This window comes from Pseudogemmobacter sonorensis (genome assembly GCF_042762395.1).
GTDB classification, from domain to species: domain Bacteria; phylum Pseudomonadota; class Alphaproteobacteria; order Rhodobacterales; family Rhodobacteraceae; genus Pseudogemmobacter; species Pseudogemmobacter sonorensis.
In genome coordinates, this window is the sequence record NZ_JBEFZE010000003.1 from 77,315 (window position 1) to 95,525 (window position 18,211).

Annotated in this window: 21 protein-coding genes; 12 read left to right on the forward strand and 9 right to left on the reverse strand. The window is 68.8% G+C overall.

Features of this window, described 5'->3' with window-relative positions:
- Nucleotides 1-2 precede the first annotated feature (2 nt).
- Complete coding sequence (locus ABNX41_RS03430; protein ID WP_438668326.1) at nt 3-1,061, forward strand: ABC transporter ATP-binding protein; 1,059 nt, start codon at nt 3-5, stop codon at nt 1,059-1,061.
- On the forward strand, nt 1,061-1,666 hold the full coding sequence (locus tag ABNX41_RS03435; RefSeq protein WP_438668327.1) for a histidine phosphatase family protein: 606 nt from the start codon (nt 1,061-1,063) through the stop codon (nt 1,664-1,666). Before ABNX41_RS03430 ends, ABNX41_RS03435 begins: the two co-directional genes overlap by 1 nt.
- Before the next feature lie 63 nt (nt 1,667-1,729).
- Here ABNX41_RS03435 and ABNX41_RS03440 read toward each other — a convergent pair whose 3' ends face one another.
- The gene (locus ABNX41_RS03440; RefSeq protein ID WP_438668328.1) at nt 1,730-2,437 is read right to left on the reverse strand and encodes a TetR/AcrR family transcriptional regulator; all 708 of its coding nucleotides are present in this window, start codon (nt 2,435-2,437) and stop codon (nt 1,730-1,732) included.
- Nucleotides 2,438-2,736: 299 nt separating this feature from the next.
- On the opposite strand from ABNX41_RS03440, the gene ABNX41_RS03445 reads away from it, so the two are divergent.
- From ABNX41_RS03445 to ABNX41_RS03490, 10 genes are all read left to right on the forward strand, one after another.
- On the forward strand, nt 2,737-3,738 hold the full coding sequence (locus ABNX41_RS03445; RefSeq protein ID WP_438668329.1) for an ABC transporter substrate-binding protein: 1,002 nt from the start codon (nt 2,737-2,739) through the stop codon (nt 3,736-3,738).
- Nucleotides 3,739-3,755: 17 nt separating this feature from the next.
- Nucleotides 3,756-4,499 carry an ABC transporter permease gene (locus ABNX41_RS03450; RefSeq protein ID WP_438668330.1) on the forward strand — a complete coding sequence of 248 codons (744 nt, stop codon included), beginning with the start codon at nt 3,756-3,758 and terminating at the stop codon, nt 4,497-4,499.
- 34 nt (nt 4,500-4,533) lie between these two features.
- Nucleotides 4,534-5,337, forward strand: coding sequence for an ABC transporter ATP-binding protein (locus tag ABNX41_RS03455; protein ID WP_438668331.1), 804 nt, complete (start codon nt 4,534-4,536; stop codon nt 5,335-5,337).
- Complete coding sequence (locus ABNX41_RS03460; protein WP_438668332.1) at nt 5,324-6,130, forward strand: ABC transporter permease; 807 nt, start codon at nt 5,324-5,326, stop codon at nt 6,128-6,130. The genes ABNX41_RS03455 and ABNX41_RS03460 overlap by 14 nt, the downstream gene beginning before the upstream one ends.
- Before the next feature lie 72 nt (nt 6,131-6,202).
- Nucleotides 6,203-7,396, forward strand: a complete 1,194-nt coding sequence (locus tag ABNX41_RS03465) for an FAD-dependent monooxygenase (protein ID WP_438668333.1) — start codon at nt 6,203-6,205, stop codon at nt 7,394-7,396.
- Nucleotides 7,397-7,443: 47 nt separating this feature from the next.
- Entirely contained in the window at nt 7,444-8,193 is a 750-nt protein-coding gene (locus ABNX41_RS03470; RefSeq protein WP_497883246.1) for a maleate cis-trans isomerase family protein, read from the forward strand.
- 11 nt (nt 8,194-8,204) lie between these two features.
- Nucleotides 8,205-9,017: an alpha/beta fold hydrolase gene (locus ABNX41_RS03475; RefSeq protein ID WP_438668334.1), complete on the forward strand. Its 813-nt coding sequence runs from the start codon at nt 8,205-8,207 to the stop codon at nt 9,015-9,017.
- Nucleotides 9,018-9,046: 29 nt separating this feature from the next.
- A complete protein-coding gene (locus ABNX41_RS03480) occupies nt 9,047-10,078 on the forward strand; it encodes a 2,5-dihydroxypyridine 5,6-dioxygenase NicX family protein (protein ID WP_438668335.1) in 1,032 nt (343 codons plus the stop codon).
- Between the two features lie 74 nt (nt 10,079-10,152).
- A complete protein-coding gene (locus ABNX41_RS03485) occupies nt 10,153-10,776 on the forward strand; it encodes an isochorismatase family protein (protein WP_438668336.1) in 624 nt (207 codons plus the stop codon).
- Nucleotides 10,777-10,815: 39 nt separating this feature from the next.
- Nucleotides 10,816-11,424 (forward strand): flavin reductase family protein, encoded by a 609-nt coding sequence (locus ABNX41_RS03490; protein WP_438668337.1) that lies wholly within the window; start codon nt 10,816-10,818, stop codon nt 11,422-11,424.
- A gap of 40 nt (nt 11,425-11,464) precedes the next feature.
- On the opposite strand, the gene ABNX41_RS03495 is transcribed toward ABNX41_RS03490, so the two are convergent.
- Genes ABNX41_RS03495 through ABNX41_RS03530 form a run of 8 tightly spaced genes read right to left on the reverse strand, consistent with a single transcriptional unit; the run spans nt 11,465 to nt 18,172 of the window.
- Nucleotides 11,465-11,695 carry an ATP-binding protein gene (locus ABNX41_RS03495; protein WP_438668338.1) on the reverse strand — a complete coding sequence of 77 codons (231 nt, stop codon included), beginning with the start codon at nt 11,693-11,695 and terminating at the stop codon, nt 11,465-11,467.
- Nucleotides 11,652-12,452 (reverse strand): ATP-binding protein, encoded by an 801-nt coding sequence (locus ABNX41_RS03500; protein ID WP_438668339.1) that lies wholly within the window; start codon nt 12,450-12,452, stop codon nt 11,652-11,654. Before ABNX41_RS03500 ends, ABNX41_RS03495 begins: the two co-directional genes overlap by 44 nt.
- Nucleotides 12,453-12,487: 35 nt before the next feature.
- Nucleotides 12,488-13,468 (reverse strand): TRAP transporter substrate-binding protein, encoded by a 981-nt coding sequence (locus ABNX41_RS03505; RefSeq protein ID WP_438668340.1) that lies wholly within the window; start codon nt 13,466-13,468, stop codon nt 12,488-12,490.
- A gap of 10 nt (nt 13,469-13,478) precedes the next feature.
- A complete protein-coding gene (locus ABNX41_RS03510) occupies nt 13,479-14,732 on the reverse strand; it encodes a TRAP transporter large permease (RefSeq protein WP_438668341.1) in 1,254 nt (417 codons plus the stop codon).
- Nucleotides 14,729-15,274, reverse strand: coding sequence for a TRAP transporter small permease (locus ABNX41_RS03515; protein ID WP_438668342.1), 546 nt, complete (start codon nt 15,272-15,274; stop codon nt 14,729-14,731). The genes ABNX41_RS03510 and ABNX41_RS03515 overlap by 4 nt, the downstream gene beginning before the upstream one ends.
- Nucleotides 15,271-16,053 carry an ABC transporter ATP-binding protein gene (locus tag ABNX41_RS03520; protein ID WP_438668343.1) on the reverse strand — a complete coding sequence of 261 codons (783 nt, stop codon included), beginning with the start codon at nt 16,051-16,053 and terminating at the stop codon, nt 15,271-15,273. The genes ABNX41_RS03515 and ABNX41_RS03520 overlap by 4 nt, the downstream gene beginning before the upstream one ends.
- The gene (locus ABNX41_RS03525; protein ID WP_438668344.1) at nt 16,050-17,087 is read right to left on the reverse strand and encodes a FecCD family ABC transporter permease; all 1,038 of its coding nucleotides are present in this window, start codon (nt 17,085-17,087) and stop codon (nt 16,050-16,052) included. Before ABNX41_RS03525 ends, ABNX41_RS03520 begins: the two co-directional genes overlap by 4 nt.
- Nucleotides 17,084-18,172 (reverse strand): ABC transporter substrate-binding protein, encoded by a 1,089-nt coding sequence (locus ABNX41_RS03530; RefSeq protein WP_438668345.1) that lies wholly within the window; start codon nt 18,170-18,172, stop codon nt 17,084-17,086. The genes ABNX41_RS03525 and ABNX41_RS03530 overlap by 4 nt, the downstream gene beginning before the upstream one ends.
- Nucleotides 18,173-18,211: the final 39 nt, after the last annotated feature.

Genomic DNA, 18,211 nt, shown 5'->3' on the forward strand with positions numbered 1-18,211 from the left:
CCATGCTGGAACTGAAAAACCTCGCGAAATCCTTCGGCGGCTTCACGGCGGTCGACCGGGTCTCTCTCTCGGTGCCGGACGGCGCCTTCCTGGTGCTGCTGGGGCCTTCGGGCTGCGGCAAGACCACGCTTCTGCGCATGCTCGCGGGGCTTGAGATGCCCACCGGCGGCCAGATCGTCTTCGACGGCCAGACCGTTTCCGACGGCGACCGCAACTGGGCGGTCGATCCGGCGCGGCGCAATTCGGGGCTGGTGTTCCAGTCCTATGCGCTCTGGCCGCATATGACGGTGCGCGGCAATGTCGACTGGCCGCTGAAGGTGGCCGGGATGGAGGCCGCCGCCCGCCGCGGCCGGGTGGACGAGGTGCTGGCCATGCTCGACATCGCGGGCCTTGCCGACCGCTATCCCAACGAGATCTCGGGCGGCCAGCAGCAGCGCGTCGCCATCGCCCGCACCATCGCGCCGAAGCCCGGCGTGCTGCTGTTCGACGAGCCGCTGTCGAACCTGGACGCGAAGCTGCGGGTCGAGATGCGGACCGAGCTGATGCGGCTGCACCGCGCCACCGGCGCGACGGCGGTCTATGTCACCCACGACCAGATCGAGGCCATGACCATGGCCACCCATGTCGCCGTCGTCAACCATGGCCGGATCGAGCAGTTCGGCCCGCCGCAGGACCTGATCGACAATCCGGCGACCGCCTTCGTCGCCACCTTCGTCGGCACGCCGCCCAACAATATCGTGCCCGTGGTGCAAGAGGGATCGGGCGCGCGGATGCATGGCAGGCCGATGCCGGTCACGCCCCCCGCCGCCGAATGCCTTGCGATGTTCCGCGCCGATAGCTTGCGCCTTTCGCCGGTCGAGGGCGCCGATACCCTGCCGATGGAGCTTGTGGAGCTTTCGAGCATCGCCGGGCGGTTCATGGCGACCGCGCTGGACGGCGACCTGCGGTTGACGGCGGTTCTGGACAGCGCGCCCATGGCGCGGGTCGGCGACCGGGTGCATGTCTCATTGCCCGGGCGGCCCGCCGCCTGGTTCCAGCGCAGCGGCGAAAGGATTCTTTGATGCGCCTGCTTCTTGTCCGCCATGGCCAATCGGTCTGGAACGCCGACCGTCGGCTTCAGGGCCAGGCCGATATCGCTCTGTCCGAGGCGGGCCGGGCACAGGCCCGGGCGCTGGCGCCAGTGATCGCGGCATTCGCGCCAGAGCGCGCGGTTTCCTCGGACCTGGCGCGCGCGCGGGAGACCGCCGCGCTGCTGGGTCATCCGCGGGCCGTGCTGCTGCCGGAGCTGCGCGAGCACAGCGTCGGCCTCTGGGAGGGCCGCGCCATTCCCTCGATCATGGCCGAGACCCCCGGGGATTACGCGCTCTGGCGCGGTGGCCGCTTCACCCCCGAGGGCGGAGAGCCCTGGGAGTCCTTTACCGCCCGGGTGACCTCGGCGCTGCGGGCCGAGCACGCCAGGGGCGATTGCCGCAATCTTCTGGTGGTCTGCCATGGCGGGGTGATCCGGGCCGTGCTGCACGGCCTGCTCGGGCTTGCGCCGACCTCGCTGATCCCGGTGGCGCCCGCCAGCCTGACCACGCTGATGCTGCGCGCGGGCGACCCGTCGCCCCGGCTGGAACTGCTAAACTACCGCCCCGGCGAGATCGACCTCGACGCGCCGGACTGATCCGGCCCCGGCCTTTGCAAAACGGCATCCGGTCGCGCGCGCTCAGGGCCCGCGACCGGGCGGTCAGCGCCGCGCCATTCCTGCGGTGCCAAAGGCGACGATGGTCTCGAACATGCCCTCGGTCACCGTGCCCCCGGCCTCGCCCAGCAGGTCGTCAAGTCGGCTGGTGCCGGAATAGGCGTAGAGATAGGCGCCCACCAGCAGGGAAACCCGCTGGAAGACCTCGCGCCGCGAAACGCCGGGCAGAAGCGCGGCGAAGGCATCGGCATAGGCCCGGGTCGATTCGTTGTAGACGAGGCTGCGCAGCTCGAACGAAAGCGACTCGGGCTCCATATGCAGCCGGGCATGCAGCTTGAGAAAGGCGCGCCCCTGGTCGTCGCCGAACAGTTCGGCCGAGGGCTGGATGAAGGCGCGCACCAGATCCTCGACCTCATAGCCGCCGCGGGCCTGCAACTGGGCCAGCCGCTCCATCCGCTGGCTGGCGATGCGCTTGCCGCGCCGGGTGAAGACGTCGCGGAACAGGTTGTCCTTGTTCTGGAAGTAATAGGCGATCATCGCGGGCGTCACCCCCAGCCTTTCGGCCACCTGGCGCAGGGTGGTTCCGGCATAGCCCTGTTCGGCGAAGAGCACCTCGGCTGCGTCCAGGATTTCGTCGGCCAGCTTGGTCTGCCCCTCGGGCCGACCGGGGCGGCGGTTTCTGGGCGCGACCCTTGGGCTGCTTCCGGCGGCGCTGGTTTCGGCGGCGCGGGCTTCGGCGATTCGATCTGACATGGACGACTTTCCACTTTTTCGCGACACTAGCCCCACCTCCCGGGCCTGTCAGCCCGACAGGCCCGGCTTGGCCCCGGACCACGGAAGAGACCGCCGCAAGGACGGTCTCGGAACCCGTATCGCCCAAAACATATGCGGTTTCGGGGGCGGATGCCGCCCGCGCAAGCGACATTCCACGCCACCTCTACAGGAGAGAGGCGGGGGAGGGAAATTTATTAATTATATGCTTGATTAATTATCTTGCCGCCATAAGGTGAGTCTCACTCACAACAAACAAGCCAACCAACAGGGTCTCAGACATGAATGCCAGAATCTTCCGCGGCCTGCTGGCCGCCGGGCTGACCGCGCTTGCGCTTCCCGCGCTTGGTCAGGATCAGCCGAAAGTCACGCTTCAGGCCGTTGCGGGCAGCATCGGCGGCGTGCCGATGATGATCATCGAGGGCGAAGGGCTCGACAGGAAATACGGTTTCGAGGGCGTCTTCGAATATCTGCCCAGTGACGGATTGTTCCAGAACTTCCTGATCGGCAATTCGGATGTCTCGATGGACAACGACCTTCTGGGCGTCGCCATCGCCCGGGCCGAGGGCTTTGACGTCTCGGCGGTCTATCCGGTCGGCAACCTCTATCTGGGGATCGTGGTGCCCGGCAGTTCGGAGGCCCGGACGCCCGAGGATCTGAAGGGCCGCAAGGTCGGCCATTTCGGCGCCGACAGCGGCACCACCACCTTCATCCGCCTGATCGTGCAGGAAATGTTTGGCTTCGACGTGCTTGAGGAATACCAGATGTCGCAGGTCGGCCCGGCGGCGCTGGTGCCGCTGCTGGCCCAGGGCGAGGTCGAGGCGATCTTCAACTTCGAGACCTTCGCCTCGGCCGCGATGGTCGAGACCGACGGCCGCTATCTCTTGCAGGCCCATGCCGATTATTCGGAATTCACCGGCGGCTTCGCGCCCTGGATCACCAATATCGCCATGCATGGCGACTGGATGCGCGAGAATCCCGCGCTCGCCTATGCCGTGCGCGATGCCTATGACGAGGCGATCCAGCTTCTGATAGACAGCGATTACGAGATCCTGAACAAGCCCTATGTCGCCGAAAAGCTGGGCATCACCAGCGAGGCGGTCCTGACCAAGGTGATCGGGAACGGCAACGAATACGGCTATTTCACCAACGACTGGTCGGATGAAAAGCGCGCCGCCGCGACCGAATTCCTTGAAAAGCTGGCCGAGGACGGATCGGTCATCGAAGAGGTTCCCGAAGGCACCCTGGTCACGCTTGAAGACGTGATCGGCCCGCGCCCGTAACGCCAAGGGGGGCCGGAATGCGCCGCAGCGAACGCTTCTTCTGGGCCGGTCTGGCCCTCCTTCTTCTGGTGCCGGCCTGGGTTCTGGCCGCCCGCCATGCCACGTTCATCGAGCCGCCGTCCCGGGTCCTTGCCGCGCTTCCGGCCTTTCTGGCCAGCGCCGACACCTGGAGCAACATCGGCATCACCCTGGTCCGGGTGCTGGCCGGGCTGGGGCTGGGGATCGTTGCGGGTTTCATCGCCGCCTTCGTGATGAGCCGCTCGAAATTCATGGGCGAGGTGCTGGGCTATTACGTCGTCGCCGCCCTGCGCACGCCAAGCGCCATCGCCGCCATCCTGGCGCTGGCGATCTTCAAGGGCTCCGAGACCGGCTATATCCTGGTCGTCGCCTTCATCACCTTTCCCTATATGGCGGTGGGGATGCGCGACGGGCTGAACAGCGCCGACCGCGAGCTGGACCAGATGGCGCAGATCTATCACCTGGGGCTGTTCGACCAGGTGCGCCATGTCTGGGCGCCTTTCGTCGCGCCCTACATCTTCTCCTCGCTCAGGAACGCCCATGCGCTGGCCTGGAAGGTGATCGTCGTGGCCGAGATCTTCGGCGCCGCGCGCAAGGGCTTCGGCGCCAAGTTCGAACATGCCTGGGAATACATGATCATGATCGACGTGCACCTGTGGCTGCTGGTCTTCATGGCCATCGTGCTGATCGCCGAATACGGCCTGATCCGCAATCTGGAAAAATACACGTTCCGCTGGCGCTGACGCCCGAACCTATCCATAAAGAGACGGTTTTCCAATGAGTTCAGACAATCGCCCCTCTGTCCTTCGCGTTGAGGACCTCGGGATCTCCTATGGCAGCTACGAGGCGGTGAACCGGCTGGATTTCGATATCCGGCAGGGCGAATTCGTCGCCATTCTGGGCCCCTCGGGCTGTGGGAAATCCTCGATGCTCAACGTGATCTCGGGCCTGAACGCGCCCTCGCGCGGCCGGGTCCTGGTCGAGGGGCAGCAGCTTTTCACCCCGAAATCGAAGGACCCCCGGCTGGGTTATGTGTTCCAGTCGCACCGGCTTCTGCCCTGGCGCACGGTCAGGCAGAACCTGACCATCGCGCTGGCCGCCTCGGATGTCCCACGCGAGGAATGGGAGCGCAGCATCGACGAGATCCTGTCGATCCTGCATATCTCGCAGTTCAAGGAGGCCTGGCCGATGCGGCTTTCGGGCGGCCAGCGCCAAAGGGTGTCGATCGCCCGCGCGCTGGTGGTCCGCCCCTCCTACATCCTGATGGACGAGCCGCTGTCGACGCTGGACGAAGTGACCGCACGCGCGCTGCGCCAGGAACTGACCGGCATCTGCCAGCGCACCGGCGCCACGGTGGTCTTTGTCACCCATTCGATCCGCGAGGCGGTCTATCTGGCCGACCGCATCCTGATCCTGACCCGCGGCCCGGGCCGCGTGCATGAGGATTACAAGGTGCCTCTGGCGCGCCCCCGCGACTATGACGATCCGCGCATCTCGGAAATCGAGGGCGACATCGTGCGCCGCGTCCAGGAGCCCTGGGGCCTTGCCACCCGCAAGGAGGCCGAGCTTGTCCAGTCTTGAGCTTTCCCGCGCGGTGCCGCGCCTGCCCGGCCCCCGCATCCTGCGCGCGATCCCCGTCGGACGGATCGCGGCCGCGATGGTGGCCTTCGCCTCGATGCTGGTGATCTGGCATGTGATGTCGCTCTACTACCGCCCCTGGGTGCCCGATATCGGCGCGACCCTGACCGCGATCCAGCGCCAGCTTGGCTCGGGCGCGTTCTGGGACAATTTTCGCCTGACCTTCGGCCGGGTGCTGGCGGCCTTCGCCTCGGCGACGGTGCTGGGGGTGGTCCTGGGGCTGGTGATCGGGCTGAGCGCGCGGGCCGAGGCCTTTTTCCAGCCGCTTCTGGCGCTGGCGCTGGCCGTGCCCGATCCGGTCTACATCATCTTCGCCATCCTGGCGCTCGGCACCGGAGAGATGGCGGGCTTCGTCGCGCTGACCGTCGCGGTCGTGCCCTTCGTCGCCAATATCGTGCGCTCGAACGTGCATGCGCGGGACCGTTCGCTGGACGAGATGGCGCAGATCTACCATCTGCCCCGCCCGGTGCGGCTGGTCGCGGTCCTGTTCCCCCAGCTTGTCCCGGCCTTTCTGACCGCTATGCGGTTTTCCTTCGCGCTGTCGTGGAAGCTGGTCGTCGTGGTCGAGGCCATAGGCCAGCCCAACGGGATCGGCTCGGCGATCTTCCATAGCTTTCGCCAGTTGCGGATGCGCGAGGTCGCGGCCATCGCCATCATCTTCATCATCGCCATGCAGCTTGTGGAGCGCGGCCTGCTTGGCCGTCTGGAAAAGCGGCTGCTGCGCTGGCGCGAATAGGCGTCGGCCCGGGCCCTCGGGGGTGTCGCGGGACGGCCCCCTCCCTGCATTCTCATACTCAAGGATAGACCCATGAAGATCGCAATCATCGGCGGTGGCATAGGCGGCACCGCAACGGCCTGTGCGCTGCGTGCCAAGGGGTTCGAGGTCGCCCTCTTCGAACAGGCCGCCGCCTTCGGCGAGGTCGGGGCCGGGGTCCAGATCACCCCCAATGCCGTCAAAGCGATCATGGGGCTGGGGCTGGATCACAAGCTCGATGCCGTGGCCTTCCGCCCGCGCGCGGTCTCGGGGCGGCACTGGCAGAGCGGGCGGCAGAACTTCCGCATCGACCTGGGCGAGGAGTTCCGCGCCCATTACCGCGCGCCCTTCCTGCACATCCATCGCGCCGACCTGCTGGATGTCTTCGCCTCGGAACTGCCGCCCGAGGTCTGCCATTTCAACAAGCGGCTTGAGGGCGTGGCCCAGACCGGCGCGGGCGTGCAGCTTCAATTCGCCGACGGCAGCCGGTTCGAGGCCGATCTGGTCGTCGGCGCCGATGGCGTGCGCTCGGCCGTGCGCCGCGAGGTCTTCGGCGCGGGCGATCTGCGCTGGACCGGGCATCAATGCTACCGCGCCCTGGTGCCCACCGGCGGGGTGGTGGGTCACGTCGCCCCGGAAAGCGCGTTCTGGATGGGGCCGAAGGCCCATGTCGTCACCTATTACGTCAAGGGCGGCGCGGCGGTGAACATCGTCGCGGTGACCGAGGCGGCGGAATGGGTCGAGGAAAGCTGGAGCGCGCGGTCCTCGCGCACGGCCATGCTGAAGGATTTCGAGGGCTGGCACCCCGATCTGCAAAAGCTGTTCGAAGGCGTGGACGAGGTCTACAACTGGGGCCTTTTCGACCGCGACCCGATGCCGGGCTGGTCGAAGGGCGCGGTCACGCTTCTGGGCGACGCCTGCCATCCGATGTTGCCCTTCCTGTCGCAGGGCGCGGCCATGGCGATCGAGGACGCCTATGTCCTGGCCCAGGCGCTGGCCCTGCATCCCGATGCGCCCGGCGCCGCCCTTGCCGCCTATGAGGCCGAGCGCCTGCCCCGCACCGCCCGCGTCCAGCTTGAGGCGCGCGAGCGCGGCCGGACCTATCACCTGCCCTCGGAGGACGAGATGGCCGCGCGCGATGCCGAATACGCCCGCCGCGCCAAGGAAGATCCCCGCACCACCGGCATCAACACCGACTGGGTCTACGACTACGACCCGCGCGATTTCGCGGCCCGCCGCGCCGCCTGATCGCCCGCAAGATCCGCAAAAACAGTCCCAGACAGTCAGGCCAGACCATGAAGCCCATCCGTATCGGACAGATCGTCCCCTCGTCGAACGTCACGATGGAGACCGAGATCCCCGCGCTCCTGCGCCTGCGCGAGACCATCGCGCCGGAGCGTTTCACCTTCCATTCGGCGCGGATGCGCATGAAGCACGTCACCAGGGACGAGTTGTCGGCGATGGACGCCGCCTCGGACCGCTGCGCGCTGGAATTGTCCGACGCCCGGGTCGATGTCATGGGCTATGCCTGTCTGGTGGCGATCATGTCGATGGGGCTGGGCTATCACCGCGCCTCGGCCGAGCGGTTGACGGGCGTGGTGCGCGGCAATGGCAGCGCGGGCGCCGTGGTCAATTCCGCGGGCGCGCTGATCGAAGGGCTTCAGGCGCTTGGCGCGAGGAAGATCGCCGTCGTCACGCCCTATATGAAGCCCCTGACCGCGATGGTGGTCGATTACATCGCCAACGAGGGGTTCGAGGTCACGGATTCCCGCGCGCTTGAAATCCAGGACAACCTGGCCGTGGCCGCGCATGATCCGATGAACCTGCCGGGCATCGTCGCGGGCATGGATTACGCCGATGCCGATGTGATCGTGCTTTCGGCCTGCGTGCAGATGCCCTCGCTTCCGGCGGTGCCGCTGGTCGAGGCGCAGACCGGCAAACCCGTCCTGACCGCCGCCATCGCCACCACCTGGTCGATGCTGCGCGGCCTGGGCCTGCCGACCAGGGTGCCGGGGGGCAGCGCGCTGCTCTCGGGCGGCTATTGAGGGGGCGGACCATGGCACGCGGCTATAACCTTCACGCCAACGGCATCCGCCAGCACCTGCTGCATTACCCCGGGCCCGGGGGGGCGCCGCAGCTTCTGCTGATCCCCGGGATCACCTCGCCCGCGATCACCTGGGGCTTCGTGGGTGCGCGGCTGGCGGAACGGTTCGACACCCATATCCTGGATGTGCGGGGCAGGGGGCTCAGCCAGTCGGGCGATCTGGATTACACGCTGGACGCCATGGCGGGCGATGCCATCGCCGTGGCGGCCGACATGCGCCGCCCGATCGTCCTGGGCCATTCCATGGGCGCGCGGATCGCGATCCGCGCCGCCGCCCGCGATCCCGCGCCCTTCGCCGGGCTGGTTCTGGTGGATCCGCCGGTCTCGGGGCCGGGCCGTCGACGCTATCCCGCGAACTGGGCCTGGTATGGCGATTCCATCCGCCTGGCCGAAAAGGGCTGCTCGGCCGAGGAGATGCGGGCCTTCTGCCCCTCCTGGACCGAGGAACAGCGCGCCTTGCGGGCCGAATGGTTGCACACATGCCGATGGGGCGCGATCCGCCAGGCGTTCGAGGGCTTCTCGACCGACGACATCCATGCCGACCTGCCGAAGATCGGTCTGCCTGCGCGGCTCGTGATCGCCGGGGGCGCGACCGTGGTCCTGCCCGAAGACGCCGAAGAGATCGCCGCGCTGGTGCCCGGGATCGAGATCCGCCGCGTCGAGGGGGCGGGCCACATGATCCCCTGGGACGATCTTGAGGGGTTCCTTGCCGCCGTCATGGATTTTTCCGCCAAGGATTTTTTGGCCACTGATTTCTCCGCCTGAACCGAACGACCAGAACAGGGAAGACAGAAATGGATCAAGCAAGCTTCACCGAAATCTGCCTGCATCAGTTGAAGATGTCCGGCGTGCATGAGGGCGAGCGCCTCGTGGTGCTGACCCAGGGCAACGACCGGCTCGATTATGCCGATGCCTTCATGGCCGCGGGCCAGCGCCTTGGGGCGCGGATGTATCACATGCGCCTGCCCGCGCCGTTACCGAGCGACGGCTGGTCGGTGGGGGTCACGGGCCTTGCCGCCATGCCCGACGCGGTCGAGGCGCTGAAGAACTGCGACATGCTGATCGACTGCGTGTTCCTGCTGTTCTCGCCCGAGCAATTCGCCATCCAGGCGGCGGGCACCCGCATCCTGACGGCGGTCGAGCCGCCCGAACTGCTGGCGCGGATGATGCCCTACCCCGAACTGCGCGAAAAGGTCGAGATCGCGGCCTCGATCCTTGAAAAGGCCAAGGTGATGCGCATCACCTCGGCCCATGGCACCGATGTCACCTACAGGCTGAACACCTATCCGACCATGGCCGAATATGCCTGCAACGACACGCCCGGCCGCTGGGACCACTGGCCCTCGGGCTTCGTGTTCACCGGCGGCGACGACGATGGCGTCGATGGCCGGATCGTGGTCGCGCCGGGCGATATCCTGCTGCCGCAGAACCTGATGGTGCGCGAGCCGATCACCTATACGATCGAAAAGGGCTGGATCACCGACATTCGCGGCGGGCTGGAGGCGCAGATCGTCAAATCCTACATGGACAGTTTCAACGACAGGCGCGGCTATGGGATGAGCCATGTCGGCTGGGGCATGAACCCCCATGCCAAATGGCACAATTTCGTCCCCGGCAGCTTCGAGGGCGGCATGGGGATGGAGCCGCGCAGCTTCTACGGCAATGTCATGTTCTCGACCGGGCCGAACAACGAGCTCGGCGGGCCGAACGACACCCATTGCCACCTGGACATCCCGATGCGCGACTGCTCGCTGTTCCTCGACGACGTGCCGGTGGTGGTCGACGGCGATATCGTCGTCAAGGAAATCCAGATGGCCCGCGACTGACCCCTCTCTCTTCCTGAGCCTTGCGGCCCCCTCGCCCCGGCGGCGGGGCCGCGTTTTTCCCGAAGGAGACAGCGATGACGCAAGAAACCGTCTATGACGCGGCGGGGTTTGGCCGCCCGGTGCCAAGGGGGCGAAGGCCCGCCGTCCTGGTGGTGGATTTCACCTATGGCTTCACCGATCCCGCCCGCTATCCCACCGCCGCCCCGATGGGGGCGCAGGTCGCGGCCACGCGCGGCCTGACCGATCTGGCCCGCGCCAGGGGCTTTCCCGTCATCTATACCACCATCGCCTATCAGCCGGGCGAGATCGCGCATCTGCCCTGGCTGCGCAAGGCGATCGGCATGGCCGCGCTGCTCGAAGGCTCGCGCCTGGTCCAGGTGGATGCCGCGACCGGCATCCTGCCCGGGGATCCGATCCTTGCCAAGAAGGGCGCCTCGGCCTTCGCCGGGACGCATCTGGCCGCGCTTCTGACCGGGGCGGGGGTGGATACGCTGATCGTCACCGGGGCCACCACCTCGGGCTGCGTGCGCGCCTCGGTGGTGGATGCGGTCCAGGCCGGGTTCAACGTGCTGGTGCCCGCCGATTGCTGCGCCGACCGGGCCGAGGCGCCGCATCTGGCCAATCTTTACGATATCGGCCAGAAATACGGCGATGTCACCGCGGCGGCCGAGGTGATGGAATGGCTTCGCGGGCTGTAGCGCCGGAACGCGGGGCCGCGCAGGATCGGGGGGCGACGGGTGTTCTACAGTATCGCACAGGGCCACGGCCTGCCGCATGATCCTTTCGCGGCCATCGTCTCGCCCCGGCCGGTGGCCTGGATCTCAAGCCGCGACGCCCAGGGGCGGCACAACCTTGCGCCCTATTCCTTCTTCACCGCCGTCGCCTATGCGCCGCCGCAGATCGTCGTGTCCTCGGTCGGGCGCAAGGCCGACCGGGCCGAGGGCAAGGACAGTTTCGACAACATCCGCCAGACCGGTGTCTTCTGCGTCAATATCGCCGGGGTGGCGGATGCGGCGCGGCTCAACGCAAGCTCGGCCCCCTATCCGCGCGAGACGGACGAGTTCCAGGCCCTGGGCATTCCCGTCGCGCCCTGTCGGCTGATCGATTGCCCCAGGGTGGCCGATGCCCCGGCCGCGCTGGAATGCCGCCTTGGCCGGATCGTGGATCTTGAGGGCAGCGACAACCGCCTCGTCATCGCCGAGGTTCTGGCCGTGCATCTGCGCGACGACTGCCTGACCGGGGAGGGGCGCTTCGACGTCACCCGTTATGCGCCCCTGGCCCGGCTGGGCTATCTGGATTTCGGCGCGGTCGAAGAGGTCTTCGAGCTCCGGCGTCCCCGGCTTTGAGCGGGAGCGCCCCGTGACTTGGGCGCGACCCAGGCCGGGTTCACGCCGCGGGCAGCAGGATCGAGGCCCGAAAGCCCGCCTGCGCGTTCTCAAGCACCAGCCGACCGTCGGCCTGCTCCACCATCTCGCCCGCGATCGCCAGCCCGAGGCCGCTGCCGGATCCGTGGCTGTCGAGCCGGACGCCGCGCTCGCGGATCCGCGCGAGATCCGCATCCGCGATCCCGGGGCTATCGTCCAGGCGCGATCCGCAGCGAAGCGCCCTCCATCGCAAGGCTGATCGCGACTTTCGAGCGGGCGTGGCGGGCGGCGTTCTCCCTCCGCGCGCCAAGCGCCTCGGTCCGGTCGTCGCCATCGATGCGCGCTTTCGCGGGCGCGGATCGCGGCAGTTCCCATGCGATACCCGCGTCTTCGGGGGTGCAGCGCAGCACCGCGACGATAGCGGCAAGGATGCGCAGCGGATCGACCGGGGTGGGGGCGCGGGCGACGCCGATCCGGGCGCGGGCCAGTTCGCGGTCGATATGGCGCCGCATGCCGTCGGCGATCTGGTCTATGCCGTCGGCGGCGGGATCGCCGCGCTCGCGCAGGCGCCTAGCCTCGCCCATCAGGGCCTGAAGCGGCGTCTTCAGCCCATGCGCCAGATCGGCGGCGCGGCGGCGGGCGCGCTCGGCCTCTTCGGCGCGGCTGTCGGGCAGCGTGTCGATCTCGGCGGCAAGGGGGCGCACCTCGGTCGGGAAATCCTGCCCCGGCCTTTCCGCCGGGCCCGAGCGCAGCGCCGCCACCTTCGCCTCGATCTGCGACGGCGGCCGCAGCCCGACCAGAAGCTGCACCGCCCCCTCCCCGGTCAGGACCCGCGCCAGCAGCGCCGTGAACGGGGCCAGATCGCGCAGGAAAGCCCGCCGCGCCTTCGTCCGGTTTAGGTCGAGCGTGAGCGCCCCTGTCCGGCCCGCCCGATGCCTGTCCCGCCCGATCCCGGCCCATCCGAAGGTGCGTCCCGGAAGGGGCGGGCCGACAGAGGCAACGGGCGCCACCCCTTTGCGCCGCGACGCCCCCCCCCCGGGCGGCTCTACCTGAGCGTGGCGGCCTCGGCCTCCAGCGCGGTCAGGATCGGGGTGCGGCCGCGCCATTCTTCATACCAGGTCTCGACGGCATTGCCGAAGATCTCGGGCCCCGCCTTGACCAGGGGCGCGCCGTCCTCGGCCAGGCGGGCGCGGTAATCGGCGTCGATGCCGGGATAGGCCGCGCGGATGGCGGCGGTTTCCTCGGCGACCAGGCGGGCGATCAGGGCGCGGTCCTCTTCGGTCAGGGTCTGCCATTTGCGGGCCGAGACCACGGCGATCATCGGGAAGATCATGTGCTCGCTGTCCAGCACCGCCGCCGAATAATCGTGAAAGCGGGTGTTGAACGTGCCTTCGAGGTCGATCTGCATGCCGTCGATCTGGCCGTTGGCATAGGCGTCGAACAGGTCGGGCAGCGGCAGCGGCGTCGGCGCCGCCCCGGCGCGGCTCCAGAAATCAAGCTCCTGCGCCAGCGGCACGGTGCGCATCTTGCGCCCCGCGACGGTGCCGTCCTCGCCCAGCGGTTTCGACACCAGCACGATCCGCATGCCCGCCATGCCCCAGCCCAGGCCGACGACGCCCAGATCCAGCGCCTTGTCCAGCAGCCCGGTCGCGGTCGGGCCCTCCAGCAGTTGCGCCGCCTGTTCGGCGCTTTCCACCAGATAAGGCGCGGTCAGCGCGCCGAATTCGGCATCGCGATTGGCGAATTCGCCGACGGTCATGAAGGCCATGTCCAGCGCCCCGGCCTGAAGCTGTTGCAGCAGTTGTGCCTCGTTGCCGAGCTGGCCCGAGGAGAAGACGGTCAGCACCAGCCGTTCGCCGCTTTCCTCGGCCAGCCGCTCGGCAAGGTGGGCGGCGGATTTGGTCCATTGATGGGCGGGGGGCGTGATCAGCCCGATCCGAAGCTCTTGCGCGTGAACCGGGGCCTCAGGCGCCAGCGCGCCCAGCGAGAGCGCGACGGCCCCCAGCAGCGATTTGAAAGACGTCATCCTATCCTCCTCAGGAAGCGGCAAGCGCGGTCAACACCGACAGGCCGGCGATCACCGCCAGCACCGCGATGAAATAGGGGGCCAGCCGCCAGGACAGCCGCCCGGGCGAGACCCCGGTCATCAGCGCGGCGGTGTAAAGCCCGGCGCCGACCGGCGGCGTCAGCAGGCCAAGCGCAAGATTGGCGCAAAGGATCACCCCGAAGGCCAGCGGGTCGATGCCGAAGACCCCGGTCGCGACCGGCAGCAGCACCGGCGCGGTCAGGATGATCGCTGGGATCGGCTCCAGCACTGTGCCCAGGACCAGCAGCAGCAGGTTCAAGAGCAGCAGGAACATCAGCGGCGAGCCCGCGACATTCTCGATCCAGTTCGCAGCAAGCTGCGGCACGTTGCTGAAGGTCAGCACCCAGGCCACGACCTGCGCCGCCGCGACCAGATAGAGCACGACGCCCGAGGTGACCGCCGTGCGCGACAGCACCCCCGGCAGCGCCCGCGGCCGCAGGTCGCCGTTCAGCCCGCCGATGCCCAGGGCGGCGAGGGTGGCGAAGGCGGCGGCCTCGGTCGGGGTGGCGATGCCGGTCATGATCGTGCCGATGGCGGTGACCGGGACCAACAGGCCGGGCAGGCCCTGGCGGATCGCGCCAAGACGCTCGCGCCGCGACAACCGGCCGCTGTGGGGCAGGTTCTCGCGCCGTCCGGTCCAGGCGATGACCAGGACGAAGGCCAGCGCGATGGCAAGGCCCGGCAGGATCGCGGCCCGGAACAGGTCGGCGACCGGCAGTTGCGCCACGGCGGCGAAGACGATCAGGTTCATCGAGGGCGGCAGGACGGGCGCCAGCAGCGCTCCGGCCGCCGTGACGGTGGCGGCGGTTTCGCGCGGATAGCCCGCCCGTTCCATCTCGGGCACCGCAAGCCGCGACATCACGGTCAGTTGCGCGACGGTCGATCCCAGGACCGAGGCCATCATCAGGTTGCACAGCAGGTTCACCTGCGCCAGGCCCGCGCGCAGGGGCGGCAGCAGCGCCTCGGCCAGGCGCAGAAGGCGCCGCCCGATGCCGCTTGCGCCCATCACCTCGCCCAGAAGGATGAACAGGGGCAGGGTCAGCATGGCGGGGGTTTCGATCCCGGCGAACAATTGCTGGGCGAAACCCTGCATCAGAAGCGGGTTGCCGCCCTCATGGATCAGCACCCAGGCGGCGGCGATCATGGCGAAGGCCAAGGGCAGGCCCAGGGCCATCAGCCCGAAAAAGGACAGGCCCGCGATCATGCCTGGGCCCCTTCCCGCGCGCTGTGCCAATCGGCCGCCAGCGCGGCCAGCGCATGGATCAGCCCGGTGACCGAGGTCAGTGGCACGATCAGCCAGAACCAGATCTTGCGGACCCCCAGGGTCACGGTCGGATCGGTCCAGACGAAGTTGAACGTCTCGCGCGCCAGCGCCCTGCCGCCGCCCGCCCGGATCAGCCCCGGCGGGTCGAGCCAGCGCCAGCAGACCGCCAGCATCGCCAGCCAGAACGCCAGCACCAGCAGGCCGACCAGCCGCGCCAGTATGCGTCGCCCCCGGGCGGACAGATGTTCCGGCAGCAGGCCCATCACCATGTGATTGCGCAGCGCGACCCCCGTCGAGGCGCCCAGAAAGGCCAGCCAGACCATCAGATGCGTCGCCAGCTCGTCGGTCCAGATCAGCGGCAGGCCAAGCCCGCGCGCCACCGATCCCGCCAGCACCGCCAGCGCGATCACCGCGACGATCGCCGCGCCAAGCGCGCTTTCGCCCCGCAGGATCCACCGGCTTGTCCGGGCCAGCAGGGTCACGGCGCGGCCTGCAGCTCTCGGTCGATCAGCACCGTCAGCCGACCTTGCGAGCAATGCTCGACCCGGGCCTCGACGCCGTAGACCTCGGCCAGCATGGCGGGGGTGACGACGGTTTCCGGCGGGCCTTCGGAGTGGATCCTGCCCCGGTGCAGCACGGCGATGCGGTCGGCCCAGCGGGCGGCCAGCGCCAGATCGTGCAGCACCGCGAGCACCACCCGACCCTCGGAGGCGATGCGGCGCACCTCGGACAGCAGGCGGACCTGGCGCGCCAGATCCAGCGCCGAGGTCGGCTCGTCAAGCAAGAGAAGCCTGGGGTCGCGGACCGTGGCCTGGGCCAGGCCGACCATCTGCCGCTGCCCGCCCGACAGCCGGTCGAGCGGCTCGGTCGCAAGCGCGCCGATGCCCAGCCGGTCCAGCACGGCCATCGCCTGCGCTGCGGCGTCCGGCCCGTGATGCGCGCCGCCCGCGCGCAGGGCGGTGATCGTGCTTTCCAGCACGGAAAGCGATGCGCCCAGGGGCAGGGCCTGGGGCATGAAGCCGATGCGCCCGGCGCGTTCCGGCGCGCTCATCCGGCTCAGATCCGCGCCGTCGAGCAGGAAGCGCCCCTGCACCGGCGCCAGCCGGGCGATGCCGCGCAGCAAAGTGGATTTCCCGGCCGCATTGGGCCCGGCCAGCACCGTCACCTGGCCCGGCGGCAGGATGGGCAGGCTGAAGCGGTCCAGCACCACCTTGCGGCCATAGCGCACGGTCGCGTCGCCGATCTCCAGTCCCGCGTTCATCGCGCGCGCCCCCGCAGGATCAGCGCGAAGAAGATCGGCAGCCCGATCAGCGAGGTGACAAGCCCCACCGGCAACAGCACCCCCGGCACGACGACCTTGGACAGGACCGAGGCCAGCGACATCACCAGCGCGCCGGTCAGGATGCTGGCGGGCAACAGGAAGCGGTGATCCTCGCCCACCAGCATGCGGGCGATATGCGGCCCGGCCAGGCCGACGAAGCCGATGATGCCGACCATGGAGACCGCGCTCGCCGCCAGCAGGCTGACGCGCAGCAGCGCCCAGCGACGCAGGCGGGTGACATCGACGCCGTAGCTGCGGGCCTGTTCCTCGCCCATGCGCAGCGCGGTCAGTTGCCACGAGGCGCGAAAGGCGAAGGGCGCCGTCGCCAGCAGCGCCAGCGCAAGGATCTTGACCGAGGTCAAGGTGGCCGAGGCAAGGCTGCCCATGGTCCAGAACACCAGTTGCTGCAAGGCATCGGCCGAGGCCACGAATTGCAGCAGCGACAGGAACGCCCCGGCGGCGAAATTCAGCGCGATGCCGAAAAGGATCAGCACCTCGGTCCCGCCGCCGCGCAACCGGCCCAGCAGTTGCAGCAGCAAAAGCGCGCCAAGCGCGAACAGGAAGGCATTGGCCGAAACCCCCCAGACCGGCGGCAGGCCGGGGATCACCAGCCCCAGCACGATGGCCATCGCGGCGCCCAGGGCGGCGGCGGCCGACACGCCCAGGGTGAACGGCTCGGCCAGCGGGTTTTCCAGGACGGTCTGCATCTCGGCCCCCGCCAGCGCCAGCGCGGCGCCCACCAGAAGCGCCATCAGCGCCACCGGCAGCCGGACGTTCCACACGATCACCTCGGCGGCGCGCGGCACCTCGACCAGCCCGGTCAGCGCGCCCAGCACCTGGCCGAAGGGCAGGCCCGCCGGGCCGGTCGTCATGTCGAGGACCAGGGCCAGCACCGCCGCCAGCCCCATGCCCGCGACAAGCAGCAGGCGCCGCCGGTTGCGGCGGTGATACCGGGCGAGGACGGCCCCGCTCATGGTGCGCCGCCGACCCACCAGGTGCCGGGCACCCGCACCGGCGAGAAGCGGGTCTCGATCTCATCCAGGGTCGCCGCCGGGTCGATATCGGCGAAAAGATCGGGGTGGAAGGTCCTGGCCAGATATTCGATCAGCGCGATATGCACGGGTGAATCGTTGAACAGGTGCCAGACCCCCGCGGCCCGTTCGGCCTCGACCGCGGGCAGCGCGGCAAAGCCCGGGGCGGCGATCAGCGCGCGGAAACTGGCCTCGGCCTCGGCCGGATCCACGGCCGAGCCCAGCACCAGCCCGCCGCGCGCCGCCATATGCGCGCCGCCGGTGGCGATGTAGAAATCCGGCTGCGACGCCAGCAGGAATTCCATGCTGACACTGCCCAGCACGTTCTCCACCGCCTCTTGCCCGACGTTATGGCCGCCGGCGGTGGTGATGAAATCATGGAACACGCCCGAGCCCACGGTCGAGCAGCAGCCCTGCGGCGCGGCATGGACATGGAAGAACACGCGCGGGCGCGGGATGGCGGGATCCTCCAGCCGCGCGCGGATGCGGTCCAGCCGTTCGGTATAGAAGGCCTCGAACTCCGCCGCCCGGCCCTCGGCGCCGGTCAGCGCGCCAAGGACGCGCAGGCTCGGCAGGGTGTTTTCCTGCGGATGCGAGAAGAAATCGACATAGACCACCGGGATCCCGGCGATCTCGATCAGATCGACCGCATGCGCCATCCCTGGATCGCGGGCGTCGATCAGCGAGAGCACCAGAAGGTCGGGTTGCAGCGCGATCACCGCCTCGGCTGAGATGTCGCGGTTGCCCGATCCGACCGGGGCGATGGCGTCGATCTGCGGAAAGCGGGCACGATAAGCGTCGAGCGTCGGCGGGTCGAGCGCCTTGTCCAGCCGCCAGCCAGCGACCAGCGCGACCGGATCGTCATGCAGCAGGCCCAGGACCGACATGTGCCGTCCCTCGCCCAGGACGATGCGGCGGGCGGGGGTGTCCAGCACCACCTCGCGCCCCAGGATGTCGGTCGCGCGCACTTCCGCCCGGGCGGGCAGGGCGGCGATCAGGGCCACGACCAGGGCAATCGCGCGAAGCATGGGCGGGCCTTTGCAAGCGAAGGGCAGGTGCGGGCGAAG

Coding starts and splice junctions, on each gene's coding strand:
- ABNX41_RS03505 (WP_438668340.1), bottom strand. CDS start 13,468: ATGACGTCTTTCAAATCGCTGCTGGGGGCCGTCGCGCTCTCGCTGGGC.
- ABNX41_RS03530 (WP_438668345.1), bottom strand. CDS start 18,172: ATGCTTCGCGCGATTGCCCTGGTCGTGGCCCTGATCGCCGCCCTGCCC.
- ABNX41_RS03480 (WP_438668335.1), top strand. CDS start 9,047: ATGGATCAAGCAAGCTTCACCGAAATCTGCCTGCATCAGTTGAAGATG.
- ABNX41_RS03470 (WP_497883246.1), top strand. CDS start 7,444: ATGAAGCCCATCCGTATCGGACAGATCGTCCCCTCGTCGAACGTCACG.
- ABNX41_RS03430 (WP_438668326.1), top strand. CDS start 3: ATGCTGGAACTGAAAAACCTCGCGAAATCCTTCGGCGGCTTCACGGCG.
- ABNX41_RS03510 (WP_438668341.1), bottom strand. CDS start 14,732: ATGATCGCGGGCCTGTCCTTTTTCGGGCTGATGGCCCTGGGCCTGCCC.
- ABNX41_RS03485 (WP_438668336.1), top strand. CDS start 10,153: ATGACGCAAGAAACCGTCTATGACGCGGCGGGGTTTGGCCGCCCGGTG.
- ABNX41_RS03435 (WP_438668327.1), top strand. CDS start 1,061: ATGCGCCTGCTTCTTGTCCGCCATGGCCAATCGGTCTGGAACGCCGAC.
- ABNX41_RS03440 (WP_438668328.1), bottom strand. CDS start 2,437: ATGTCAGATCGAATCGCCGAAGCCCGCGCCGCCGAAACCAGCGCCGCC.
- ABNX41_RS03450 (WP_438668330.1), top strand. CDS start 3,756: ATGCGCCGCAGCGAACGCTTCTTCTGGGCCGGTCTGGCCCTCCTTCTT.
- ABNX41_RS03525 (WP_438668344.1), bottom strand. CDS start 17,087: ATGAGCGGGGCCGTCCTCGCCCGGTATCACCGCCGCAACCGGCGGCGC.
- ABNX41_RS03475 (WP_438668334.1), top strand. CDS start 8,205: ATGGCACGCGGCTATAACCTTCACGCCAACGGCATCCGCCAGCACCTG.
- ABNX41_RS03520 (WP_438668343.1), bottom strand. CDS start 16,053: ATGAACGCGGGACTGGAGATCGGCGACGCGACCGTGCGCTATGGCCGC.
- ABNX41_RS03455 (WP_438668331.1), top strand. CDS start 4,534: ATGAGTTCAGACAATCGCCCCTCTGTCCTTCGCGTTGAGGACCTCGGG.
- ABNX41_RS03445 (WP_438668329.1), top strand. CDS start 2,737: ATGAATGCCAGAATCTTCCGCGGCCTGCTGGCCGCCGGGCTGACCGCG.
- ABNX41_RS03465 (WP_438668333.1), top strand. CDS start 6,203: ATGAAGATCGCAATCATCGGCGGTGGCATAGGCGGCACCGCAACGGCC.